Annotated in this window: 20 protein-coding genes and 1 pseudogene; 14 read left to right on the top strand and 7 right to left on the bottom strand. The window is 63.5% G+C overall.

The window, feature by feature from the left end:
* Positions 1 to 149: 149 nt before the first annotated feature.
* Positions 150 to 1,046, bottom strand: a complete 897-nt coding sequence (locus JNO51_RS12940) for a helix-turn-helix domain-containing protein (RefSeq protein WP_215777875.1) — start codon at positions 1,044 to 1,046, stop codon at positions 150 to 152.
* Positions 1,047 to 1,169: 123 nt separating this feature from the next.
* Between JNO51_RS12940 and JNO51_RS12935 the strand changes: the two genes are divergently transcribed.
* Entirely contained in the window at positions 1,170 to 2,081 is a 912-nt protein-coding gene (locus JNO51_RS12935; protein ID WP_215777873.1) for a DMT family transporter, read from the top strand.
* Here JNO51_RS12935 and JNO51_RS12930 read toward each other — a convergent pair.
* Both JNO51_RS12930 and JNO51_RS12925 read right to left on the bottom strand, forming a co-directional pair.
* The gene (locus JNO51_RS12930) at positions 2,060 to 2,713 is read right to left on the bottom strand and encodes an HAD family phosphatase (RefSeq protein ID WP_215777872.1); all 654 of its coding nucleotides are present in this window, start codon (positions 2,711 to 2,713) and stop codon (positions 2,060 to 2,062) included. The two genes, JNO51_RS12935 and JNO51_RS12930, sit on opposite strands and share 22 nt — an antisense overlap.
* Complete coding sequence (locus JNO51_RS12925) at positions 2,713 to 3,519, bottom strand: alkaline phosphatase family protein (RefSeq protein WP_215777871.1); 807 nt, start codon at positions 3,517 to 3,519, stop codon at positions 2,713 to 2,715. The genes JNO51_RS12930 and JNO51_RS12925 overlap by 1 nt, the downstream gene beginning before the upstream one ends.
* 230 nt (positions 3,520 to 3,749) lie before the next feature.
* Between JNO51_RS12925 and JNO51_RS12920 the strand changes: the two genes are divergently transcribed.
* The 4 genes from JNO51_RS12920 (at position 3,750) to JNO51_RS12905 (ending at position 7,162) form a co-directional block, all read left to right on the top strand.
* The gene (locus JNO51_RS12920) at positions 3,750 to 4,469 is read left to right on the top strand and encodes a UTRA domain-containing protein (RefSeq protein WP_371822840.1); all 720 of its coding nucleotides are present in this window, start codon (positions 3,750 to 3,752) and stop codon (positions 4,467 to 4,469) included.
* Between the two features lie 9 nt (positions 4,470 to 4,478).
* Positions 4,479 to 5,306: a carbon-nitrogen hydrolase family protein gene (locus JNO51_RS12915; RefSeq protein ID WP_215777869.1), complete on the top strand. Its 828-nt coding sequence runs from the start codon at positions 4,479 to 4,481 to the stop codon at positions 5,304 to 5,306.
* Between the two features lie 298 nt (positions 5,307 to 5,604).
* Complete coding sequence (dapA, locus tag JNO51_RS12910) at positions 5,605 to 6,489, top strand: 4-hydroxy-tetrahydrodipicolinate synthase (RefSeq protein WP_215777868.1); 885 nt, start codon at positions 5,605 to 5,607, stop codon at positions 6,487 to 6,489.
* A 106-nt stretch (positions 6,490 to 6,595) separates the two neighbouring features.
* Positions 6,596 to 7,162: an undecaprenyl-diphosphatase gene (locus JNO51_RS12905; protein WP_215777865.1), complete on the top strand. Its 567-nt coding sequence runs from the start codon at positions 6,596 to 6,598 to the stop codon at positions 7,160 to 7,162.
* A gap of 6 nt (positions 7,163 to 7,168) precedes the next feature.
* Here JNO51_RS12905 and JNO51_RS12900 read toward each other — a convergent pair whose 3' ends face one another.
* Positions 7,169 to 10,792, bottom strand: coding sequence for a PAS domain S-box protein (locus JNO51_RS12900; RefSeq protein ID WP_252346240.1), 3,624 nt, complete (start codon positions 10,790 to 10,792; stop codon positions 7,169 to 7,171).
* A 395-nt stretch (positions 10,793 to 11,187) separates the two neighbouring features.
* Between JNO51_RS12900 and JNO51_RS12895 the strand changes: the two genes are divergently transcribed.
* The 3 genes and pseudogenes from JNO51_RS12895 to JNO51_RS17415 all read left to right on the top strand — a co-directional run bounded on the left by JNO51_RS12895 (position 11,188) and on the right by JNO51_RS17415 (position 14,134).
* Positions 11,188 to 12,822 (top strand): PAS domain-containing methyl-accepting chemotaxis protein, encoded by a 1,635-nt coding sequence (locus tag JNO51_RS12895; protein WP_215777860.1) that lies wholly within the window; start codon positions 11,188 to 11,190, stop codon positions 12,820 to 12,822.
* A gap of 114 nt (positions 12,823 to 12,936) precedes the next feature.
* Positions 12,937 to 13,257, top strand: a pseudogene (locus JNO51_RS17420) (MFS transporter); the annotation flags it as partial.
* A 100-nt stretch (positions 13,258 to 13,357) separates the two neighbouring features.
* Positions 13,358 to 14,134 carry an MFS transporter gene (locus JNO51_RS17415; RefSeq protein ID WP_252346084.1) on the top strand — a complete coding sequence of 259 codons (777 nt, stop codon included), beginning with the start codon at positions 13,358 to 13,360 and terminating at the stop codon, positions 14,132 to 14,134.
* Here the strand turns inward: JNO51_RS17415 and JNO51_RS12885 are convergent.
* Both JNO51_RS12885 and JNO51_RS12880 read right to left on the bottom strand, forming a co-directional pair.
* The gene (locus JNO51_RS12885; RefSeq protein WP_252346083.1) at positions 14,112 to 14,744 is read right to left on the bottom strand and encodes a LysE/ArgO family amino acid transporter; all 633 of its coding nucleotides are present in this window, start codon (positions 14,742 to 14,744) and stop codon (positions 14,112 to 14,114) included. The genes JNO51_RS17415 and JNO51_RS12885 overlap by 23 nt on opposite strands.
* Entirely contained in the window at positions 14,741 to 15,415 is a 675-nt protein-coding gene (locus tag JNO51_RS12880) for a B3/4 domain-containing protein (protein ID WP_215777855.1), read from the bottom strand. Before JNO51_RS12880 ends, JNO51_RS12885 begins: the two co-directional genes overlap by 4 nt.
* A gap of 114 nt (positions 15,416 to 15,529) precedes the next feature.
* On the opposite strand from JNO51_RS12880, the gene JNO51_RS12875 reads away from it, so the two are divergent.
* The 6 genes from JNO51_RS12875 to JNO51_RS12850 all read left to right on the top strand — a co-directional run bounded on the left by JNO51_RS12875 (position 15,530) and on the right by JNO51_RS12850 (position 22,278).
* Positions 15,530 to 16,429, top strand: a complete 900-nt coding sequence (locus JNO51_RS12875) for a LysR family transcriptional regulator ArgP (protein WP_215777852.1) — start codon at positions 15,530 to 15,532, stop codon at positions 16,427 to 16,429.
* A gap of 95 nt (positions 16,430 to 16,524) precedes the next feature.
* On the top strand, positions 16,525 to 17,274 hold the full coding sequence (gene bluB / locus JNO51_RS12870) for a 5,6-dimethylbenzimidazole synthase (RefSeq protein WP_215777851.1): 750 nt from the start codon (positions 16,525 to 16,527) through the stop codon (positions 17,272 to 17,274).
* 108 nt (positions 17,275 to 17,382) lie between these two features.
* Complete coding sequence (locus JNO51_RS12865; RefSeq protein WP_215777850.1) at positions 17,383 to 18,123, top strand: ABC transporter substrate-binding protein; 741 nt, start codon at positions 17,383 to 17,385, stop codon at positions 18,121 to 18,123.
* Positions 18,124 to 18,143: 20 nt separating this feature from the next.
* Positions 18,144 to 18,899: an ABC transporter substrate-binding protein gene (locus tag JNO51_RS12860; protein ID WP_215777849.1), complete on the top strand. Its 756-nt coding sequence runs from the start codon at positions 18,144 to 18,146 to the stop codon at positions 18,897 to 18,899.
* Between the two features lie 20 nt (positions 18,900 to 18,919).
* The gene (locus JNO51_RS12855; protein ID WP_215777848.1) at positions 18,920 to 21,265 is read left to right on the top strand and encodes an ATP-binding protein; all 2,346 of its coding nucleotides are present in this window, start codon (positions 18,920 to 18,922) and stop codon (positions 21,263 to 21,265) included.
* Positions 21,262 to 22,278: a diguanylate cyclase gene (locus JNO51_RS12850; RefSeq protein ID WP_215777847.1), complete on the top strand. Its 1,017-nt coding sequence runs from the start codon at positions 21,262 to 21,264 to the stop codon at positions 22,276 to 22,278. The genes JNO51_RS12855 and JNO51_RS12850 overlap by 4 nt, the downstream gene beginning before the upstream one ends.
* On the opposite strand, the gene JNO51_RS12845 is transcribed toward JNO51_RS12850, so the two are convergent.
* Entirely contained in the window at positions 22,263 to 23,165 is a 903-nt protein-coding gene (locus JNO51_RS12845; RefSeq protein WP_215777846.1) for a LysR substrate-binding domain-containing protein, read from the bottom strand. The genes JNO51_RS12850 and JNO51_RS12845 overlap by 16 nt on opposite strands.
* Between the last annotated feature and the right edge of the window lie 79 nt (positions 23,166 to 23,244).

The following is a 23,244-nucleotide window of genomic DNA, read 5'->3' as shown; positions in this document are numbered from 1 at the left end:
AGTGGGACATCTGGAAAGCGGCATGGATTCAGCCAACCCGCTGTGCAGAGGACCCCCTTGTCATGATAGGGGGTGGGGGTATCGCTGGGGATGCGACAAATGGTCGCAGGGGAGGGGGCGGCGGCGATGCGCCGCCGGGCAAAGAGCGGTCAGAGCAAGCCCTGCGTCCACTGGCGATAGACGCCAGGCGTGACCCCGAGTGCCTGCTGGAAATGACGCGTCAGGTGACTGGCATGGGTGAAACCACTCTGATTGGCGACCACGCTCAGCGGCAGATCGCCCCGGGCCAGCGCCTTGCGCGCCCGCGCCAGCCGGCGGCGCATGATCCAGCGGTGCGGCGCTTCGCCGACTGAGACGCGGAACATGCGGGCGAAGTGGTATTCCGACAGGGCCAGCTCATTGGCCAGCTCGCCGATCGACAAGTCGCTGTCCAGCCGGGCTTCGATCAGATCCAGCGCACGCCGGCGCTGGCTCGGAGCCAGTCCGCCACGGATGCGCAGCTTGCGCGGCTGATCGCTGTAGTTCAGCAACAGATGCGCCAGCATCTCGTGGCCGATGGCATTGGCCTCGAGCCGGCTGGCATTGTCCTGCCAGGTGAGGGTGGCCAGCTGGCGCCCCAGCGTCGCCAGACGGCCATCATCGACATAAATCCGCTCGCTCAGACTCAGGGTGCGCGGTTCGCGGTCCAGCATGCGGATCGCCAGATCCCCGAACTGCGCCTGGCTGAAATAAAAGTGAATGAACCGGATGCGGCCGTTGATGCGCCAGAACGATTCATGTTCGGCCGGCAGCAGGCACAGCTTGCCCGGGCCGCCGCGCTGCTCCGGGCGGCCGTACAGATGCACGTCGTAGCCATCTTCCAGATACAGCGACAGGGTATGGTGTGCAGGCCGGTCATAATGGGTATCTTCCAGCTGCTCGCGCAGCCATAGCGCCGCGCGCAGATCATCGCCCAGCAAACCCTCACGCTCCAGATCGGCACGTGAATGGCTGAGGACTTCATACACCGGGCTGGCCGGTCGCGGGTGGTGGATCAGATTCTCCATGCCGTCAGTGTAGCGTCGGACAGGTGCTTTGCGCGTTCATTTTATTGATTCATCAATCAAAAGCGCAGGATTGTGCAATACCCGGCTCCGGCCCGGCGCCATGCTGAAAAAAAGGAGCCGACCATGAATGCCTTTCTGTATCTGTTGACTGTCCTGATCTGGGGCACCACCTGGATTGCCATCAAATGGGAGCTGGGATCCACGCCGATTCCGGTCTCGATCGCCGTGCGCTTTGCCATGGCGGCGCTGGTGCTGTTTGCCATCCTGGCCTGGAAGAAGCGCCTGGCGCCGCCACGAGGACCGGCGCTGAAGCTGGTACTGGCGCAAGGCGTGCTGCTGTTTTGCTGCAACTTCCTCTGCTTCTACAACGCCACGCGCTGGATTCCCAGCGGCCTGGTCGCCGTGGTGTTCTCCATGGCCACCCTGTGGAATGCCCTGAATGCGCGGATCTTCTTCAAACAGCGCATTGCCCCGCAGGTCGTGCTCGGCGGTGCCATCGGCCTGACCGGCATCACCGTCCTGTCCTGGGAGCAACTGGCCGGCGCGTCCTTCTCCTGGTCGAGTCTGCTGGGACTGGGGCTGGCCCTGCTGGGTACGCTGTGCTTTTCCTTCGGCAATCTGCTCTCCAGCCGCCTGCAGTCCCTCGGCCATACCCCGCTGCAAACCAATGCCTGGGCCATGCTGACCGGTACCCTGGTACTGATCGTCGGCTGCCTGCTGGCCGGGGTACCGTTCCAGCTGGAAAGTGACCCGCGCTACTGGGGCGCGATGCTGTACCTGGCCGTGCCGGGATCGGTGATTGGCTTCACCGCCTACCTGATGCTGGTCGGACGCCTGGGCGCTGCGCGCGCCGCCTACTGTACCGTGCTGTTCCCCATTGTGGCGCTGAATGTTTCCGCCCTGCTGGAAGGCTATCGCTGGACGCCGGCCGCCCTGACCGGCGTGGTGCTGGTCCTGCTGGGGAACGTGCTGGTGTTCCGCAAGCCGGCGGCGCGGGTGGTGCTCAGCGAGGCTCAGCGCGCCCAGGCGAGCTGAGGCCAGTGACGCTCGGCCGCCACGGCGGCCAGTCGGGCATCCGGATTCACCACATGCGCCTGACTGACCGCCTCCAGCAGCGGCACATCATTGATCGAGTCACTGTAACCATGACTGTCGGCCAGCGTTTCGCCTTGTTCGGCCAGCCAGTCGTGCAGCCGGCTGACCTTGCCATGCTGATAAGTCAGCGTGCCGCGGGTGCGGCCGGTATAGCATCCCTCGCGGGTTTCCAGCTGGATCGCCAGCGCGTCATCGACCCCGAGCGCCCGGGCAATCGGCTGCACAATGTGGTCGCCGGTGGCCGAGATGATCACGATGCGGCGCCCGACGGCACGATAGTCGGCCAGGGCCGCCAGCGCCTGCGGGAAGAGGCGCGGCAGGATGCGCTGCTGGATATAGTCGGCTGTCCACGTGGCCACCTCCTGCACTGATTTGCCCTGCAAGGGCTGCATGGTGAACAGCATGTAGTCCTCCATGCCCAGCTGGCCGGCACGATAGTCGGCCATCATCGCCGCTTCGCGTGCCAGCATGTCCGCCGCGGCCAGTCCCGCATCGACCAGATATTGCAGAAACATCGACGAGCTGTCGCCGTCGACCAGGGTATCGTCCAGATCAAAAATCGCGAGAGACATCAGGCAAGCAACTCCGGGCAGTGAGGTTTGGTGTGAGAGAGACCGAGCAGATCGGCCGCGATGCCGCACAGCGCGGTCTGCGTGACCGACACATCGGGGCGGTGGCTGAACGCCCGGCCCAGCACGAACAACGGCACGTCGCGTTCTTCCGGCAGATTGCCGCCGTGCGTGTGATCGTTGTTCATGCCGTGATCGCTGGTGACGAGGATCTGATAACCCTCGGCCAGCCAGGCGGGCAGCAGGTCAGACAGCAACTGGTCAAAGCACCGCGCCGCATTGCGATACTGCGCCGAGTCCAGACCGAAACGATGGCCGGCATCATCGACATTCATCGGATGAATCAGCAGAAAGTCCGGGTCATGCCGGCAGCGCAGGGCTTCGGCATCCAGCAGCAGATGCTCATCCGGATAGTCATCGCTGTGATAGAACATGCCGTACTGAATCGGCAGGCCTGCATCCTGGGTATGGCGGTCGCGGCGGGCGAGATAGGGCGTACGGTTATACAGCTCGCTGATCCAGTGGTACGCCGCCGCTGCGGTGACCAGCCCGGCATCGCGAGCCAGATGAAAAATGCTCTGCTGGTTCGACAGCCGCTGGATGCCGTTGTGGACAATACCACTCTGCACCGGGGTACTGCCGGTCAGGATGCATTCATACAGGGGCCGGGACAGCGAGGGCAGGGCACTGCAGAGGCGATACATCGTTGCCTGGCGTGCTTCGCACAGCCCCAGCAGATAGCCCATGCCATGGCTGGCCACTTGCCAGGCCAGGCCGTCGATCAAAACCAGGATCACTTTTTGGCGCATGAGATCTTCCGTCTGCGGAAACTTTGACTATTGGACTAGGTCAGAAGGTGTCGGCCGATCATAGCCAGCCATGATGACAAAAATATGACTTCAGCCGCCGTTATCCGGGGCATTCATGGCGGCATATCGACGATCATCAATTTGCAATCTTGCCCGAGTACAGTGAAAACATTTGTTTTCTCTGGATTTTGCGATCCAGGATCGATTGTGGACTAGTCCAAATGAGCCAAGTGCCCCGTTCCCAAGCAGCAACCATCCGCGAGTCCCTGTCGGCCCAGATTGACAGCGGCCTGCTGCCGCTGGGCAGCAAGCTGCCTTCCGAGCGCGAGTTGTCCGAACTGTTTTCCACTACCCGCATCACCATCAAGGATGCCCTGCTGGCCCTGGAGGCCGAGGGACGCATCTATCGCGAGGACCGCCGGGGCTGGTTTGTTTCCCCGCCGCGACTGATCTACAACCCGCAGTATCGCTCGCACTTCCATGATATGGTGACGCGCCAGCAGCGCCAGGTGGAAACCCGCGTCCTGTCGGCCTCGACCGTGCTGGCCACGCCGGCCCTGAGCCAGGAACTGTCGCTCGGGCCGCTGGCCCAGCTCTTGCAGATCCGCCGCACCCGCAGCATTGATGGCCGGGTAGTGATGTATGTCGAGCACCATCTCAAGCCCGAGTTCTTTCCCGGCATCCTGCAACAGGACCTGTCACAGTCGCTGACCCTGATCTACCAGCAGCGCTACGACATCCGCTATGGCCGCTCGCGTTTCGACATTTTTCCCAGTGCCGCACGCGGTGAAGTGGCGCAAGCCTTGACGCTGGCCGAAGGGAGTCCGATCCTGCTGGTATTTCGCATCAACTATGACCAGCATGGCCGCATCATCGACTGTGATCACGAGTACTGGCGACACGACGCCATCCGCATCACCGTGGACAGCCATGTCGCGGCCGGAGAGTAAAACCGAACCATGCATATCGAACTCGCGCAACTGCCCTGTGAAGACGGCAACCTCAAGGCCAACCTGGCCAATGCTCTGCAGGCCGTGGCCCGCACCGGCAATGCCACGGACCTGATCGTCTTCCCCGAAACCTTCCTCAGCGGTTTTCCGACCCCGGAGAACGTTGCCAGCCTGGCGCAGCCGCTGGATGGCGCGGTGGTCGGCCTGCTGCAGGGCGCCGCGCGCGAGCACAAGCTGTCGATTGCCATCGGCCTGGCCGAGGTGCGCGACGGGCGCTTCTTCAATACCACCATCCTGCTGACCCCGGACGGACTGGCGATGGCCTATCGCAAGGTGCACATGTGGGCCTCCGATCAGGGCGTGTTCAGCCCGGGTGATCGCATCGAATGTTGTGACTGGCGCGGACTGCAGGTCGGCAGCCTGATTTGCTATGACATCGAGTTTCCGGAGTCGGCGCGCGCCCTGGCCGCGCTGGGCGCCGAGCTGCTGCTGGTCACCGACGGCAATATGGACCCCTATGGTCCGGTACACCGTCGGGCCATCGTGGCCCGGGCCATGGAAAACCAGATGTTTGCCGTGCTGGTGAATCGCTGCGGCGAAGGCGCCGGCCATCAGTTCCCCGGCCAGAGCGTGGTGGTCGATCCTTTCGGCGAGATCGTCGCCGAGTGCGGGGCAGGCCCGGAACAGCGGGTGGTCGAACTGGACATGACGCTGCTGAGTCGTTCGCGCAGTCAGTATGACTACCGCCGCGAGCGCCGCATCGGGCTGGGCGGCGCCATCCGGCAGGATGATCAGGGGCACCGCTGGTTCGAGATTGACAGCACAGAGGCGCACTGAAACCGGCGCCGCCTGCGTTTTGCAGCGAAGTGCTTGTCAAATGTCATAAAGCCAATTACATTGCAAGTCATGGAAAACATTCGCACATTTCTCTCCGAACACTCCGCCGCCCTGCGCGGGGTGTCGCCGTGCGTGTTTGCCAAAGCCAAAAAACAGCTGCTCATCTGACCGGAGCGTGCTGTTCCGTCAGGTGAGCGACGGAACAGGCCCCGGTCTCTGCTTACTCTTGCCCTGCCTCCCGATCGCCCGCTGCTGACGGACCCGAATACGGTCTTGTACTCACAGAGAGGGTGTCAACATGGATTTTTCCGGTATCTGGGTGCCGCTGGTTACGCCGTTTCGCGACGGGGCGGTTGACCACATCGCCTTGCGGGCGCTGACCGAACATTATCATCAGGCCGGCGTGGCCGGCATCGTGGCGCTGGGTACCACGGGCGAAGCTGCTGCCCTGGACGACGACGAACAACTGGCGGTGATCGACAGCGTGCTGGCCGTGGCCGGCGACCTGCCGGTGATCGCCGGTCTGGCCGGCAATCACCTGGGCCATCTGCATGCGCGCCTCAAGGCGTTCTGCCAGCGGCCGATTGCCGGCCTGCTGACCCCGGCGCCGTACTACATCCGTCCCAGTCAGCAGGGCCTGGTCGACTATTTCACCGGGCTGGCCGAACTGAGCAGCGTGCCGCTGGTGCTGTACGACATTCCCTATCGCACCGGCGTGCGCATGGAACTGGATACCCTGCTGACCCTGGCGGCCCATCCGAACATTCGGGCCATCAAGGATTGTGCCGGCTCGGTGGATACCACCCAGACGCTGATTGCCGATGGCCGCCTGCAAGTACTGGCCGGCGAGGACATGAACCTGCTCAACACCCTTTGCATGGGCGGCAGCGGTGCCATTGCCGCCTCGGCCCATATCCGTCCCGACCTGTTCGTGGCGCTGCAACAGGCCGTCGCCGCCTGCGAGCTGCCGCGAGCCCGGGCCATCTTCCATGCTCTGGCGCCGATGATGCGGCTGATGTTTGCCGAAGCCAATCCGGGTCCGGTCAAGGCGGCACTGGCGCTGCAGGGGCGGATTCACAATGAATTGCGGGCGCCGATGAGCGAGGTGTCACAGGCGCTGGCGCTGCGCCTGCAGCAGGGGCTGAGCGCGCTGGATCAGCGTGCACGCGGCCTGGCCGACTGACTAAGGCTGACTTAATCGAGCAATGCGATGATGCGTACCGGAACCCGAACGATGGTGTCGGGTCTCAGTACGATTATCAACATTGCATGCCTTAGTTATTTTAAATATGGAACACCTCAATCAAGCCCTGTTTCTCAAGTTGAATGCGGCGGCGGACGCCAACTTTCAGCTGTTTGCGCTGGCCTATCTGTGCGGCGAAATGCTGATCTGGTTTTTACCGCTGATGCTCGTGGCGGGCTGGTTGCGCGGCAGCGAACCGACCCGCCGCGTCATGCTGGAAGTGTTCCTGTCGGCCTTGCTGGCCCTGCTGGCCAACCAGATCATCGGCATGATCTGGCCGCATCCGCGACCCTTTGCCATCGGCCTGGGGCATACCCTGATCGCGCATGTGGCCGATCCATCCTTTCCCAGTGACCACATGACCCTGATGTCGGTGACCGCGGCCAGCCTGTGGCTGCAGGGCTGGCGCCAGGCCGGCCGGCTGTGGGCCCTGATGGCCGTGCTCACGGCCTGGGGACGGATCTATCTCGGCGTGCATTTCCCCTTCGACATGCTCGGCGCCGTACTGGTGGCCTGCATCGTGGCGCGCCTGACGCGGCAATACGGCGCCATGCTGCTCGACCCGCTGCATCGTCGTCTGCAGCGGCGCTGGTATCGGCTGCTGACGCGCTGAGCCGGCTCAGACCAGCACGGCGCTGTGAGGCTGGTGCGCCTTGTCGCGTTCGAAGTCGCCCTGCGGCACCGGCGGGCTGAACAGATAGCCCTGGCCGATGTCGCAGCCCTCCTGCAGCAGGAACTGCCACTGCGCCGCCGTCTCCACCCCCTCGGCCACGACCTGCAAGCCCAGGCTGTGGCCCATGCTGATGATGGCGCGGACGATGGCGGCATCGTTGGCATCGGTCAGAATATCGTGCACAAAAGAACGGTCGATTTTCAGCTGCTCCAGCGGCAGCGTCTTCAGATACGACAGCGACGAGTAGCCGGTGCCGAAATCATCCAGGCTGAACTTCACCCCCATGGCGCGCAGCGTCGCCATCTTGGCGGCGGACTCCGCCATATCGTGCAGCAGCAGGCTTTCCGTCAGCTCCAGCTTGAGCCGCGAGGGATCGATGTCAAACCGCGTCAGCAACTCGCGGATCTGCGGGACAAACTCGCAGTGCCGGAACTGGCGCGCGCTGACATTCACCGCCATGGTGATCTGGCTCATGGTCGGGCAGGCCTTCCACAGCGCCAGTTGACCGCAGGCGATCTCCAGTACACGCAGGCCCAGCTGGTGCACCAGGCCGCACTCTTCGGCCAGGCCGATGAATTGCGCCGGCGGGATCAGGCCACGTTGCGGATGCAGCCAGCGCACCAGCGCCTCGGCGCCGATGATGCGGCCATCGCGGTCAATCTGCGGCTGGTAATACAGCACCAGATGATCCTTGCGCAGCGCATTGCGCAACTCGCTCTCCAGCGAACTGCGCGTTTCCAGCTCGGCCTGGGTGACCGGATCGAAGAAACACAGGGTGTTGCGCCCGGCGGCCTTGGCCTGATACATCGCCAGATCGGCGTGCTTGAGCTGCTCCTCGACCGTGGTCTGATCCTGGTCATTGAACATGGCGATGCCGATGCTCGGGGTATTGTGGAAATCCACCTTGTCCAGCGGGTAGGGCTGATTGAGTGCCGCCATGATCATGTCGGCCACTGCGCGGATCTGGCTGGCGGCCTTTTCCCGCCGCGCGTCCAGATCCTCCAGCAGAATGATGAACTCGTCGCCGCCCAGACGCGCCACGGTATCCTTGGCGCGCACACAGGCCTTGAGCCGCTTGGCCACCATGACCAGCAGACGGTCGCCCATGTCATGGCCCAGCGTGTCATTCAGCAGCTTGAAATTATCCAGATCAATGAACAACAGCGCGCCATGCTGGCGCGAGCGCTTGCAGCTCACCAGCGCCTGTTGCAGCCGCTCCAGCAGTAACTGGCGGTTGGGCAGACCGCTGAGCGAGTCATAGAAGGCCAGACGGCGAATTTCATCCTCCGAGCGCTTGCGTTCGGTGATGTCGCGTACAAAGGCGTAAATCTTGCCGCCATCCCCGCCGGCGCAGGTGGCCGAGATTTCCGCCGGCCAGTGACTGCCATCCTGCCGACGCATGCGGCACTCAAAACGCTCGCTGCCATGGTGCACGATGCGGTGAATCCGTGCCGCCACATCCTCGCGGGTGGCATTGAGCTCCAGCTCGTCGACCGACAACTGCAGCAAGTCGGCACGGGCATAGCCGCACAGCCGGGCGAAGACATCGTTGGTTTCCAGCAACTGGCCATGATTGTCGATGGCAAAGAAGCCATCGACCATGTTCTCCACCACCTGGCGATACTGATGATCCAGCCGTGATTTTTCCAGCTCGGCATCCATCGCCTGCTTCATCAGTCGCGCGGCCTGGCGATAGGGGGTGATGTCCTTGGCCAGCAGCATCAGATAGCGCACCCCCTGTACCTCCGGCAGGGTGAACTCGCAATCCACTTCCATCATGCGGCCGAAGCTGGACACCATATGCAGCTCATAGTGCTGCGGCTGCCCGGTTTCCAGCGTGTGCAAGGCCACCGTCAGCAGACCGGAGTTGGCCCAGGTGCTGACCTTGCGGAAATTCTGCGCCAGCAATTGCTCACGTGTGGCGCCGGCCAGATCGGCCTGTGCCTGATTGGCCATGATGCACTGGCCATCGCTGTGGTACAGCGACATGCCCACCGGCGCCGTCTCGAACAACTGACGGAAGCGGCCCTCGGACTCCCGCAGGGCCGCTTCCGCTTTCTTGATCGGCGTGATATCCAGAATCAGGGCAAACAAGCCGTGAATCTGATCGTCCTGCCGGTCCGGAATCAGATGAATCTGCGCATGCCAGTGCTGTGTGTTGTCGGCCCGGCTGACACGGTAATCAAAGATCTGCGGTGTGCCGGCCAGCGCCTCGCGCAGACGCGGCAGCGCCAGCTGGAAATGCTGAGCCGGAATCAGATCGGCCAGCGGCAAGCCGGCCAGCCGGTCGGGGGCAATGCCGTACCAGTCGCAATAGCCCTGGTTGCCGAAGCGATGGCGCAGATCCGGATCGTAATAGCTGATCAGCGCCGGCATATTGTCGAGGATGGTATGCAGCTCCTGCTCGCGCTGACGCAGCAGGGTGGTTTTTTCGGCCACCAGCCGCGCCAGCTCGGCGTGATGCAGCTGGGCTTCGGTGACATCAATCAGTGAGCCGATGATGGCCGGTCGCCCTTCATGCATGAAACGCCGGCCGTGTACCTCGACCACCAGCGGCGAGCCATCGGCGCGCACGGCATTGAAATGGTAGCGCAGCGAGTCGGCCGTCCCGTCCAGACGTTGCTGAATCTTCTCGGCCACCTGCTCGCGGTCCTGCGGCGCCACCAGCAGCATCGAGCGCTTGTCGAGCAGGGCCTCGGCCGAGGCAAAGCCAAAGATGTCGGCAAACGCCTGATTGGCGTAGACCACGCGACCATCCTGCACGATATACACCCCGGTAATCGACTGCTCGACCAGCGCGCGGAACTTGGCCTCCACCTCGGCCTTTTCCCGTTCAGCGCGTTTCTTTGGCGTGATGTCGCGCGAGATGCGCGAAATGCCGATCTGCCAGCCCTGCCGGTCCAGAATGACCGACACCGTGGTGGATATATCCACCAGATGGCCATCCTTGTGGATGCGCTGCGTCTCATAAGCCGGGACATGCTCGCCCTGCCGGACCCGGTCGAGGATCGCCTGCTCATGGGCCAGCAGCCAGGCGGGCACCAGCAACTGCGCCGACTGGCCAATCATCTCTTCCGCCCGGTAGCCGAACAACTTTTCCGCCCCGCGGTTCCAGTGGGTGACGATGGCGCCGTCGCGCGTCGAGACCACCGAGTCGTCGGTGGAGTCGATCAGTTGGGCAAACGCCTCCAGCTTGCGTTCGACCCGGGTGCGCAGGCGCAGCGCGGACAGGGAGCGCTGGCTGAGGGCACTGATGCACAGGCCGGCAGCAGCAAAGGTGGCCAGACTGCTGAACGGTACCGCCGAGCCCGGATAGACCGGCTCCCAGGGAATCAGGGGATCGCTGGCGGACCAGACCCCGATGGCGGTGGCCAGCATGCCCGGGACAAAACCACTCAGATAGGCACTGAGAATCACGGGCAGCATGCCGACCAGCAGCAGGGCGTGCCCGGTCAGCAAGAAGGGGTGCAGAGAGTGAATGGCCAGCGGCAGCAGGGCCAGCACGATGGCCAGCACGATTTGCAGAGCGCGGGGCCAGTGCTGCAGCGGATCATCGCTGGCGGAAAACATCCACGTCACGGTTGGGGACTTCCTCCGGGGCAGAGTACATGAAAAATGAAATTGTCATGGCAGTGTACCCGAATGCCCGGGGTGCGCAATATGCATGGCGCATACTGTGGCTGATATGCCCTTTGGGTATCGTTTTGAAATTAATCAAATTTTCAGCATTTAGCACTTCAATCAAAAAAAGAACTGTGCATACTTATCTGGTTTAAAAAGTTTTCAAGTACCCCAAACGGGTTACTTATACCAAATAAAACAAATCATGCCGGCCAGACGCGGGAAACGATTTAAAATCGCCCTGGCTGACATGCTCATACGACATCCGTCTTCGTCCCCGGCCTCCGGTGTGTTGTGTCGGCGATACGGCGAGGTGGCCAGGTTAACAAGAAGGGGGCATGACCATGCGCAACAATCAACCGGTGACCAAACAAGAGTACGTCATCCCGCAAGGCGTATTCATCTATTCCCGCACCGACCTGAGAGGGATGATCGTCGAGGTCAACCCGACCTTCGCCGAAATCAGCGGCTATGAGCCGGCCGAAATGCTCGGCCAGCCGCACAATATGATCCGTCACCCGGACATGCCGCCGGCGGCCTTTGAAGACATGTGGCGTAATCTCAAGGCCGGCAAACCCTGGAAAGGGGTGGTCAAGAACCGGCGCAAGAACGGCGACTTCTACTGGGTCGTGGCCAATGCGTCGCCGGTACGCGAAGACGGCCAGGTCGTCGGTTACCAGTCGGTACGCACCAGCCCGACCCGCGCGCAGATCGAGGCCGCCGAGGCCGCCTACCAGCGCATCAACGGCGGAGATCGCCGCATCCGCGTGCAGGAGGGCCGGGTGGTCAAGAACCGCTCGCCGCTGATGGAAAAGCTGATCTCACACGAGTCGCGGCTGTATGGCTTCGTTCTGCTCGCCTTCCTGACCCAGCTGACCGGTGTCCTGTCCGATATGGACCTGATCCCGCAACTCGAACGCTTCCATCAGGGACTGTCGTTCACCATGCTGGCCCTGTCGCTGTACATGGGGATGATCTACCTGCCCAAAGCGCTGGGACGCTTGCAGCGCATCAGCAACTACCTGTCGCACGCCCTGTCGGTCGGTGATCTGACCGACGCGCCGGTGCCGCAGCAGAACGATAGCATCGGACAGGTCTCCGGCCAGCTGGAAACCCTGATGTCGGCCATGCGCGCCACGCTGCAGGTGATTGCCGATGCTTCGCGCGAAGTGAATGCGTCCAGCGACGCGCTGCAGGGCACGGTGGCCCGTCTGGCGACGGCCGCCGAACAGCAGAGCGCTACCTCGTCCGCCGCCGCCGCCGGGGTGGAGGAAGTGTCGGTCTCGATCGGCGAAGTGGCACAGCATGCCGAATCCACCCATGCCGTGGCGGACGAGACCCGGGCGATGGCCGAAGAGGGGGCCCGACTGTCCGGCAAGGCCACCAGCACCATCCAGGCGCTGGCACAGACCGTGGCGCAATCGGCCGAAACCGTCGAACAACTGGGACAACGTACCGAAGAAGTGGGCAAGGTGGCCGCGGTGATCAAGGACATCGCCGACCAGACCAATCTGCTGGCCCTGAACGCCGCCATCGAGGCGGCACGCGCCGGGGAACAGGGGCGTGGCTTCGCCGTGGTGGCCGATGAAGTACGCAAGCTGGCCGAGCGCACCGCGCGGGCCACCCAGGAAATCGATCACATGATCAGCGGCATCCAGCAGGAAACCGGCAATGCCGTGGACGGCATGCGTCAGAGTGCCGATCAGGTCGGCCTGAGTGTGAGTCTGGTGCATGATGCCGAGCTGTCCCTGCAGCGCATCAATCAGGAGATGCGCCGGACCCAGGAAATGGTGTCGCACATCTCGCATTCCTCCAGCGAGCAGAGCGTGGCCATGCAGTCGATGGCCCAGGGCGTCGAGCAGGTGGCCCATCTGACCGACGAAAACCTGGCCGTGGCCCACCAGACCGAATCCATCACCCATCAGCTGCAAACCAGCGTCGGCAAGATGCGCAAGGCGGTGACGCAGTATCGCGTCTGAGGCCCCGCGGGCCGTGTCTGCCGGCAAGTGGTCCGGTCGCACGGCCCGATTCTGGCTCTTGGCCGCGCCGGCCGCGGCGGCTACAGTCTGCGCTCTGATGTGACGGGAGCGTTCATGAACCGGCAGTACACCTGGCGCTGGCTGGCGCTGCTCATGGCCGTGGTCTGTCTGCCCAGACTGACCATCGATCTCTATCTTCCTTCCCTGCCTGCGATGGCGAGCGAGCTGGCGGCCACCCCGGCCGAGGTCCAGCGCACCCTCAGCGACTACATGATCGGCTATGCCTGCTCCATGCTGCTGTGCGGCCCGCTGGCCGATCGCTATGGCCGACGTCCGGTCTTGCTGGGCGGCCTGGCGCTCTATCTGCTGGCCACCCTGGTCTGCCTGTTTGCCGCGCGCATCGACGTCCTGACCGCCGCCCGCCTGCTGCAGGCACTGGGCGGGTGTTGCGGCACGGTCGTCGGACGCGTGATCGTCAAAGACCGCTTTCCCCCCCTCGGCCCAGGCCTCGCTGCTGGCCCATCTTTCCAGTGGCATGGCGCTGACGCCGGTGCTGGCCCCGATGCTCGGCGGCCTGATCGAGACCCATGCCGGCTGGCGCGCCGACTTCCTGCTGATGGCCTTGCTGGGCGCCGTGCTGCTCTGGCTGATCTGGCGCCATGTGCCGGAGACCGTGACGCTACAGACCCGGCAGCAGGCCCGCACGCCACTGGCCCGCCAGTACGCCTTGCTGCTGCGTGACCGCGACTTCCTGCGTCCGACCCTGACCATCAGCCTGGGCTATGCCACCTACTTTGCCTTCATCTCGGCATCATCCTTCCTGTTCCAGCACGATCTGCAGCTCAGCCCCCTGCAATACGCCGGCTGCTTTGCCCTGTCGGTGCTGGGTTATCTGCTCGGCGCGCACCTCATGCGGCGCCTGGCCGGGCGCCTGGCGCTCGATCGCCTGCTCGGGGGCGCCTGCCTGCTCAATCTGCTGGCCAGTCTGCTGCTGTGGCTGAGTGTCCGGATCTGGCCAGCCTCGCCCTGGGCCATCGTGCTGCCGATGATGCTGCTCATGCTCTCGGTCGGGGTGCTGATACCGGCCTGCCAGCTGGCCGTCATGCAGGCCCATCCGCAGCGGGTCGGGACCGCTTCGGGACTGTTTTTCTTCGTGCAGATGAGTTGTGCCGCCCTGTGCAGTACGCTGATCGGCTGCCTGCCCGGCGGCGCCGCAGTCATGGCCGGCGTCATCCTGTCGGCCAGCCTGCTGACCAGTCTGGCGTGGTTCGCGCTGGCGCCGCGCGGCGTCAGGCCGCGAGTGACAGCATAAAACGCCAGGCCATGGTGCCGGCGGTGATGAACATCACCAGCGCCACCCCGCCATCCAGCCAGCGCCAGCTGTTCGGCCGCTCGAACCAGGGCGCCAGCCGCGTCGACAAACCGCCGACCAGACTGAACCACAGCACCGATGCCAGCAGGGCGCCGGCGAAGAACGAGGGACGCGCCTCGGGCAGACAACTGGCCGAGACGCCGCCGATCAGTACCACGGTATCAAACCAGACATAGGGGTTGAGCAGCGTCACCGCCAGAATCGTGCGGATGGCCGCACTGCGCTGATCAGCCACCTTGCCGCCGGGCAGACCGCCGGCCGGACGCAGCGCCGCGCGCAGCGAGCGCAGGCCGAGCCAGGCCACCAGCAAGGCCGACGCCAGCAGCGCCATGCCGACAAAACCGGGAATGGCATTGAGCAGCTTGCCCATGCCCAGTACCCCCAGGCCGATCAGCAGGAAATCACTCAGGATGCAGATCAGAATGATCGGCACAATGTGTTGCCGGGCCAGGCCCTGGCGGATCACGAACGCATTTTGCGGGCCGATGCTGACAATTTGCGAGGCGGCCAGCAGGGCGGCGGAACCAAATACGGCAGGTGAAAAAATCATGCGTCCCCCAGATCAATTTGCGTGGTGTGACGGTCCAGCAGGAAAGGCTGCAGCTCGGCGGCACACGGTGCCAGCTGCGCGGCCAGCCAGTCCATGCCCGGTTGCGGGTCCGGCAGCGTCCGGTCGGGGCGTTCGCTGACAAACACCACCTCGCGGGTCTGCCCGGTAATCTTGTGCAGATCCGACTCCAGCCAGTTCAGTGCGCGGCAGACCACCTTGCCCGCCCCGTCCAGCCAGACCACTTCGCCGGCACCGGGCAGCTGTACCTCATCGGGACGGCCCAGCGGCACAAAACGCTCCTGACCCTGCGCCAGCGTCAGGCGCAGTGCGCCGGACAAACAGCGAATATCTTCGCCGCCGAAGGGGCTCAGACTGCGTAGCGAAGCCTGGTTATACCAATCCACCAGCGGGTTGATACGGCGCAGACTGTCGCGGTTGGCCGCCTTGACCAGATAGGCGATCGAGCTGCGGGCATGCTTGTCGCCGGAGAGCTGCTTGTGCAGCGCCTTCCAGTGACGGATGACGGGCTCGGCCTGCTCCTCGGCGGCTTGCGGCCAGGCCGGAAACGCCAGAGCAGCCACCGCCGCCTGATCGATGCCGCGCACCAGCAGGCCGCTGACCTGCATGTCGGGATACTTGGCCAGCAGGCTGGCGTCCAGTTCACATCGCATGATTTCTCCTTGATTGTTCAATATGTTATGCACGCAGTGTGGCAAAAGCGCTTGCCAAGGTAAACAAAACTAAAGATATTTAAGATAGGCTAAAAATATCTTAATGAGGTCGAGATGCAATTTGACTGGCGCAAGGGCGAGGCACTGCTCGCCGTGCTGGAAGAGGGCAGCTTCGAACGGGCGGCCGAACGCCTGCACCTGACCGCGTCGGCGGTATCGCAACGCCTGCGCGCACTGGAGGAAGAAATCGGTCAGCCGCTGGTCCTGCGCAGCCGCCCCTGCCAGCCGACCCCGGCCGGCCGCAAGATCCTGCTCTATCTGCAGCGCAGCCGGCTGCTGGAGCAGGAGTGGCGCGCCGAAATGGCACTCGAAGATCAGGGTTGGCTGTCTGTCCCGCTGGCGGTCAACCACGACTCCATGGCGACCTGGCTGCTGCCGGCGCTGGGCGAGTGCCTGCAACAAGAGCGCATCCTGCTCGACATCACCCTGGATGACCAGACACACACCCAGGGCCTGATGGAGGCCGGCCGCGCCGTGGCCGGCATTGCCAGCCAGCCCGATACCCTGCGTGGCTGTCGGGCCGAGTGGCTCGGCCACATGCGCTATCGCATGGTGGCCAGCCCGGCCTTCGTCGCGCGCTGGTTTGCCGCCGGCTTTACACGCCAGAGCGCACAGCGGGCGCCGCTGGCCGTGTTCGACCGCAAAGACCTGCTGCAATGGCAGGTCCTGCAACAGGTCTTTGGCCTGCCGGCCTCGGTATTACCCTGCCTGTACCTCCCCTCCAGCGAGGCCTTCATGCGGGCGATCCTTCAGGGCCTGTGTTATGGCCTGCTGCCGGAGCTGCAGGCCGATGCCGAACTGGCACAAGGCCAGCTGATCGACCTCTTGCCGGCCCATCCGCTGGATGTCCCCCTGTGGTGGCACTGCTGGAACCTCCAGCCCCCGCGACTGGAACGCCTGACCCGCGCCGTCTGTGACGGTGCCCGCAGCAGCCTGCGCCAACCCACGCCCTGACCCCCTTCGGGCTGATCCCGTTCCGGTTTGTGGCTTGCTGTGGCAAGGTGGCTGGCTCATGATGCGTTTTTGTCTTGCGCCGGAAAGGTCATGCCGTGACGTCGTCTGTTTCTCCTGCCGATCATCCTTTTGCCGCCGCTGCCCGTGATGCGGTGTATCAGGCCATTTTCAGCCGCCGTGATGTGCGCGGTCAGTTTTTGCCCGATGCCATTGAGGATGAGGTGTTGGCGCGTATTCTCCTTGCGGCGCATCACGCGCCATCGGTCGGCTTCATGCAGCCGTGGAATTTTCTGCTGGTGCGTTCACCGGCGGTGCGCCAGCAGGTGCATGCCCTGTTTTCCCAGGCCAACGAGGAGGCACGGGCGCTGTTCAGCGGCGAGCGGCGCGAACTGTACAGCCGCTTCAAGCTGGAAGGGATTCTCGAGTCGCCGCTGAATCTGTGCATTACCTGTGACCGCCAGCGCAGCGGCCCCCTGGTGCTGGGCCGGACGCATATCAGCAGCATGGATCTCTACAGCTGCGTCTGTGCCGTGCAAAACCTGTGGCTGGCGGCGCGTGCCGAGGGGCTGGGCGTCGGTTGGGTGAGCATCTTCGATCAGCAGCGGTTGCAGACGGTGCTGGGCATCCCCGAGCAGATCGTGCCGATTGCCTATCTGTGCCTGGGCAAGGTCAGTCATTTCCATGAAAAGCCCGAGCTGGAGAAGGCCGGCTGGCTGCCGCGTCTGCCCGCCGATGAGCTGGTGTTCATCGATCAGTGGCAGCAGGGCGCCGCGCAGGACGACCCGCTGATAGCCGCCCTGAAGCAGCTGCAACAGGCCGAGTCCGAGGGGCGCTTCCCCGGCTGAGTGCCTTGCCGTGCTTTGCTTCACTGCGTTTTCTCGCTAAAACGATAGAAGGTGCCTGGTGCATGTCTGCCAGGGGGCGAGGCGAGCAGGCAGCAGCGGGGGTGACGCATGGCAAGGTCAGCGTGGTGCCGGATGGGGCTGATGGCGCTCTGGGGCATGTTGCCCTGGCTGGCGCTGGCCTCGACCACCGTGATTCACGCCGTGACGGAAGAAACCCCCTGGGCGTTTGTCAGCAATGGCAAGGTCGCGGGGACCGCCACCGAGGTGGTGCAGCGCACCCTGACGCGTGCCGGCTACCGTTTTCAGCTCAGCCTCTATCCCTGGGCGCGCTCCTACGAAATGGCGCTGCGCCAGCCCGATGTGCTGATCTACCTGATCGCCCGCACCCCGGCGCGCGAGAACCAGTTCAAATGGGTGGGCGAAGTGGTGCGCTTCCGCCCCTATCTCTACAAGCTCAAAGACACCCCGCCGATCACGCTGCGCAGTTTGTCCGATGCCATGTCATACAACATCGGCGTGGTGCGTGACGATGTCAGTCAGCAATACCTGCAGAAAAAGGGCTTCCATCGTCTGATCGTCTCCAGCAGTGCGCTGAACAACTTTCAACTGCTGCTGGCCCGTCAGGTACAAATGGTGCCGCTGCTGCCCGAGGAGCCGGCCGCCTACTGTGCCAGGCTGAAGGCGGATTGCACGCGGCTGGAAAAAGTGTTCGCCCTGGATGAGCTGACGACCAAGCTGTACATGGCCTATAGCCAGCAGACGTCGGACGAGGTGGTCAACCGTACCCGACAGGCCTTCGAGGCGCTGCGGGCGGCTGGCGTGGTCGATCACATCATGGCGCCGCGCTGAGCGGCCGGTCGGGAGGACTTATGGCGGGCTGGCTGCTTCGGGCGATTGCGGGATTCCTGGCACTGTTACTGATCCTGCCTGCCTGTCGGGCGGCGGACGAGCTGCTGATCGTGACCGAAGAATTGCCGCCCTACAATTTTACCGATCAGGGCAGCCTGACCGGTCTGAGTACCGAGGTGGTGCAGGCCGTGTTGCATCAACTCGACCTGACGGCCCGCTTCAAGGTGATGCCCTGGGCGCGGGCCTATGAGCTGGCGCAATCCGCCCCCAATGTGCTGATCTACTCGATCACCCGCACCCGGCAGCGCGAGCCGCGGTTCAAATGGGTCGGCAGCGTGGCTCCCGAGGACATCTACTTGTTTTCCTCGGCACAGCACCCCGTGGTGGTGCACCGCCTGCAGGAGGCCAGCCGCTATACCGTGGCCACGGTGTATGAGGATGTGGGCGACCAGTATCTGCGCAGTCTCGGCTTTACCGTCGGCAAGAACCTGCAGCCCAGTGCCGCGTATCAGCTGAATTACCAAAAGCTCAAGGCGGGGCGGGTCGATCTGTGGGTGATGAATCTGCTGGTGGCGCAATACCTGGCACGCCGCGAGGGCGATGATCCGCAGCAGGTGCTGTACCCCAGCCTGCATCTGACCGAGATCAGCGGCGACTACTATATGGCGTTCAGCCCGCAGACACCGGATGCGCTGGTCGAGCGCTTTCGCAAGGGGCTGCTGGCCATCAAGCAGAACGGAACCTTTGACCGCATCAAAGCCAAGTGGCTGATGTAGCGCCGCCGGAAGGAGTCGCCATGTTGCTTGCCACCCGCAATACCCAATCGCTCGGCAGCCGGATGGTGCTGGCCACGCTGGCATTTTGCCTGGTGTTTACCCTGGGTGCGGTGGCCGTCAAAACCTGGCTGGCCTGGATGGACGACGTGACGGCCATGCGTGCTGAATTGCTGCTGGTGGCGCGCATTTACGATCACACCCTGACCAAGGCGATCTGGGAGCTGGATCGCGAATCGGTACAAAGCCATCTGGCCAGCAGCCGGGCTGTACCGGCCATCGGCCGGGCGGTGATTACCATCAACCATGACCAGCAGCCCCCCGAAATCCTCACCCTGACGCGGCCGGGCTGGCAGCCTTCGGCCTATGCCCCGGTAGAAAACCTGCCGCTCGGCTATCAGACCTTTGCCGGGGCCGCGCCGCAGCGGGTCGGCTCCCTCTTGCTGTATGGCGACGAGCGCGTGCTGTGGAGCCGGCTCAAAGGTGAGATCACCAACATCATCATCACCCAGGTCATTCAGTCCCTGCTGCTGGCCAGTTTCATCATGCTGATCTTCAATCGTTCGGTGACCGTGCATGTGCAGCGCATTGCCCGCCACCTGCAGGCACTGACGCCGCAGACCCTGGGCGAGCGCCTGCGACTGCAGCGCAAGCAGCCGCTCAATGACGAACTGGCCACCCTGGTCGCCGGGGTGAATCAGCTGCAACACAATCTGTCCGATTACCTGCTGCAGAAGCAGCAATACGAGAGCGAGCTGGCGGCGCACCGCGATCATCTGTCCGAGCTGGTCGAGGCGCGCACCGTCGAATTGTCGGTGGCCAATGATGCGCTGGCGCATTCGGCCGAGACCCTGCGCCAGCTGGGCGACATCGGCAAGGACCTGACCGCCAGCCTCAACCCCCAGGCCATCTGCCAGTCGCTGCACCAGCATCTGGAGGCCCTGATGCCGCTGGATGCCTTTGCCGTGGCCATGCGCACCGCCACCCCCGACCAGCTGGAGCTGGTGTACTGCGTCGCCGACGGTCGCAGCGCCGAGCCGGCCGCGCTGCGGCTGGACCCCGAAGCCGCCCTGATCGCGCGCGCCTTTCTCGCCAGCAGCGAGGCCATGCTGGTGGATGAGACGACACTGCAGACGTCGCCGCTGGGCATCGCCAACCTGCCGCCAGAGCCGATGCGCGAAGCCATCCTGCGTCCGCTGAGCGTGCATGGCCAGCGCCTCGGCGTGGTGATCGTGCTCAGCCATGTGCCGCATGTCTACCACGAGCGCGAGCAGGACATCGTGCGCTCCATCGGCGCCTATGCCGCCATTGCCCTGGGCAATGCCAGCGCCTATGCCGCCGCCGAGGCGGCACGCCAGCAGGCCGACCAGGCGCTGATCGAAGTGCGCCAGGCGCAGGGGCAACTGATCCACTCGGAAAAAATGGCGGCGCTCGGGCAACTGGTGGCCGGCGTGGCGCACGAGATCAACACGCCCATCGGTGCCGTCAAATCCAGCGGCCGCAATATCCTCGATGCCCTCGACCATGCCCTGCAGAGCCTGCCTGCCGCCCTGACCCAACTGGAACCGGCGCAACGCGTATTGTTTCTGCAGCTGCTCGACCTGAGCCGCCAGCCGGGGCAGGTCATCAACACGCGCGAGGAGCGTGCCATCTCGCGTGATCTGGCGCTGCGACTGGCGCAGCACGGCATTGCCGACGCCCGCCAGCGCGCCAGCGTGCTGGTACAGCTCAAGGTGCACGACGATGTCGAACGCTTCCTGCCCTTGCTGCAGCATCCGCAGTGCAGCCAGATCCTGGAGACCGCCTACAGCATCTCCGCCATCGTGATGAATGCGGTGAACATCAACGTGGCGGTCGAGCGCGTGACCAAGATCATCTTTGCCCTCAAGACCTTCTCGCGCTTCGATGCCGAAGGTGAGCTGTGCGAGAGCGATCTGCGCGAGGGACTGGAAATGGTACTGACCATCTACCAGAACAAGATCAAGCAGGGCACGGAAATCGTGCGCCATTTCCGCGAGATTCCGCCGGTGCGATGCCTGCCGGACCAGCTCAACCAGGTCTGGACCAATCTGGTGTCCAACGCCCTGCAGGCCATGAACTACAAGGGCACCCTGACCCTGGGCATCGACGTGGCGGGTGAGTACGTGGTGGTGAGCATCGCGGACACCGGCAGCGGTATGGCGCCGGAGGTGCGCGAGCGGATCTTCGAACCCTTCTTTACCACCAAGCCGGCCGGCGAGGGCACCGGGCTCGGGCTGGACATCGTGCGCAAGATCGTCGAGCGTCATCGCGGCCGCATCGAGGTCGACAGCACGCCCGGGCAGGGCTCGACCTTCCGGGTCTATCTGCCCTGGGGAGAGGCGACATGAGCGGGCAGGGGGCTGAGATGGCACTGGATACCATCCTCTGTGTCGACGATGACAGCAGCGTGCTCCATGCCCTGCGGACCCTGCTGAGCCATCACCTGCCCGGACATGTCGTGATCGAGATCGCCGAGAGCGGCGAAGAGGCGCTCGAGCTGGTGGACGAGCTGGCGCGGGAAGGCCAGCCGCTGACGGCGGTGGTGGCCGACTACATCATGCCCGGCATGAAGGGCGACGAGCTGCTGATCCAGGTGCATGCACGCATGCCCGGCACCGTGACCATCATGCTCACCGGGCAGAGCGACATGCAGGGCGTCAAACGCGCCATCAACGAGGCCAATCTGTTCCGCTTTCTGGAAAAGCCGTGGCAGAACGAGGACATCGTGCTGACCATCCAGGCGGCAATTCGTACCTTTGCCCTGGACCGGGCCCTCAAGCAGCAAGTCGAAGAACTCGCGCGCGTCAACCAGGCGCTGGAAGCCACCGTGGCCGAGCGCACCGATGAGCTGCGCCGCAAGAACCAGGAACTGGAGCAACTGGCGGTGACCGACACCCTGACCGGACTCTACAACCGCCTGTTTGTCGATCAGGTCCTGCTGCAGGCCAGTGCCACGGCCCGGCGCAGCGGCGCGCCGTTGTCGCTGGTGATGCTGGATATCGACCATTTCAAGCTGGTCAACGACCACTACGGCCATCAAGTTGGCGATCAGGTATTGCAGCAGTTTGCGCAGATCCTGCGTCAGCAGGTGCGCGACAGTGATGTCGTGGCGCGCTGGGGCGGGGAAGAATTCCTGATCGTGTGCGCCGGCACCCCGCTCGATGGCGCCCTGGCGGCCGCCGAGAAATGGCGCCGCTGTGTGGAAGACAGCGTGTTTGCCGGTGGCGGCCATTGCACCGCCAGCTTCGGCGTGGCCAGCTGGCGTGATGGCGACACGGTCAGCAGCCTGCTGAGCCGCGCCGATCAGGCGCTGTATGCGGCCAAACAAACCGGGCGCAATCAGGTTCAGGCCGAGCCTTGATGCCAGGCCAGCATCTGATCGACCTCCTGTCTCATCCAGGACAGGAAAAGGGTAATTTTCCTTTCTGCCGCGCGCCAATGCGCATAATGGGCGCAATAACCATATTCGCTGGGCAGCGGCGCACAGCGCGCCGTCAGCAACCATCCCTGACGCAGATCCTCATAGGCCAGAGAATATGGCGCCAGTGCGACGCCATGTCCGGCGACGGCAGCTTGAACCAGCAGGCCACTATGGTTGTAGCAATGGGCAAAATCCACATGAGGCCGTCTGATGTTCTCCCGCTCCAGCAGGGTGACCCAGTTGGCCGGCGTCTCTTCATACAGCAAAGGGTAGCCTGACAGTGCCTGTAGCGGTAAAGGTGCAGGACAAAGTCTGGGGCTGTAGATAACCAGTAGTTGCTCACGAAACAGCAATGCCGTCTCATTCTGCCGCAGCTTGCGATATCGCAGTGCAATATCGCAGGAACCATCTTCGACATTGGCCAGCGCATCGCTGGAATCCACTTGCAAGTCCAGCCAGTCTTGTTCGGCCGTGAAGCGGTTCAGGCGTGGCATGAGCCATTTGAAGGCAAACGAATGCGTTGCCGACAGGCGCAACAGGTGGTCATTGTTCTGTGACTGCAAGTGCTGAATCCGCGCTCGCCATTGTTGCAGTACCGCCGTGGCGGTGTGAGCCAGGGCCCTGCCGTTCTCTGTCAGGCTGAGCCCGCGAGCATGCCGGATAAACAAAGCAAAGCCGAGTGTCTCTTCCAGCAACCTGACCTGTTGGCTGACGGCGGCTGGCGTTTTGCTCAACTCGCGTGCAGCCAGACGAAAACTGTTCCAGCGCGCGGCGGCTTCGAAGTCAATCAGGCCGGAAAGACTACGAACGGGGGAGTGTGATGACATATCATGACCAAGAAAAACTATCTCATTAGAGCAGAATAACTGGTTTGTTCCTGGGTTTGAAACAAGAAAAAATAGTCGT

The organism is Paludibacterium sp. B53371 (assembly GCF_018802765.1).
Lineage (GTDB): Bacteria > Pseudomonadota > Gammaproteobacteria > Burkholderiales > Chromobacteriaceae > Paludibacterium.
Note: the sequence above shows the minus strand (reverse complement) of the source record. Positions and strands in the feature narration are given on the sequence as shown.

Bases quoted from the DNA above. Each gene is read 5' to 3' on its own strand.
- JNO51_RS12850 (WP_215777847.1), top strand. From the start codon at position 21,262: ATGAGCGGGCAGGGGGCTGAGATGGCACTGGATACCATCCTCTGTGTC.
- dapA (WP_215777868.1), top strand. From the start codon at position 5,605: ATGGATTTTTCCGGTATCTGGGTGCCGCTGGTTACGCCGTTTCGCGAC.
- JNO51_RS12925 (WP_215777871.1), bottom strand. From the start codon at position 3,519: ATGCGCCAAAAAGTGATCCTGGTTTTGATCGACGGCCTGGCCTGGCAA.
- JNO51_RS12885 (WP_252346083.1), bottom strand. From the start codon at position 14,744: ATGATTTTTTCACCTGCCGTATTTGGTTCCGCCGCCCTGCTGGCCGCC.
- JNO51_RS12905 (WP_215777865.1), top strand. From the start codon at position 6,596: ATGGAACACCTCAATCAAGCCCTGTTTCTCAAGTTGAATGCGGCGGCG.
- JNO51_RS12860 (WP_215777849.1), top strand. From the start codon at position 18,144: ATGGCGGGCTGGCTGCTTCGGGCGATTGCGGGATTCCTGGCACTGTTA.
- JNO51_RS12880 (WP_215777855.1), bottom strand. From the start codon at position 15,415: ATGCGATGTGAACTGGACGCCAGCCTGCTGGCCAAGTATCCCGACATG.
- JNO51_RS12845 (WP_215777846.1), bottom strand. From the start codon at position 23,165: ATGTCATCACACTCCCCCGTTCGTAGTCTTTCCGGCCTGATTGACTTC.
- JNO51_RS12865 (WP_215777850.1), top strand. From the start codon at position 17,383: ATGGCAAGGTCAGCGTGGTGCCGGATGGGGCTGATGGCGCTCTGGGGC.
- JNO51_RS12915 (WP_215777869.1), top strand. From the start codon at position 4,479: ATGCATATCGAACTCGCGCAACTGCCCTGTGAAGACGGCAACCTCAAG.
- JNO51_RS12930 (WP_215777872.1), bottom strand. From the start codon at position 2,713: ATGTCTCTCGCGATTTTTGATCTGGACGATACCCTGGTCGACGGCGAC.
- JNO51_RS12940 (WP_215777875.1), bottom strand. From the start codon at position 1,046: ATGGAGAATCTGATCCACCACCCGCGACCGGCCAGCCCGGTGTATGAA.
- JNO51_RS12895 (WP_215777860.1), top strand. From the start codon at position 11,188: ATGCGCAACAATCAACCGGTGACCAAACAAGAGTACGTCATCCCGCAA.
- JNO51_RS12900 (WP_252346240.1), bottom strand. From the start codon at position 10,792: ATGTTTTCCGCCAGCGATGATCCGCTGCAGCACTGGCCCCGCGCTCTG.
- JNO51_RS17415 (WP_252346084.1), top strand. From the start codon at position 13,358: ATGGCGCTGACGCCGGTGCTGGCCCCGATGCTCGGCGGCCTGATCGAG.
- JNO51_RS12875 (WP_215777852.1), top strand. From the start codon at position 15,530: ATGCAATTTGACTGGCGCAAGGGCGAGGCACTGCTCGCCGTGCTGGAA.
- JNO51_RS12935 (WP_215777873.1), top strand. From the start codon at position 1,170: ATGAATGCCTTTCTGTATCTGTTGACTGTCCTGATCTGGGGCACCACC.
- JNO51_RS12855 (WP_215777848.1), top strand. From the start codon at position 18,920: ATGTTGCTTGCCACCCGCAATACCCAATCGCTCGGCAGCCGGATGGTG.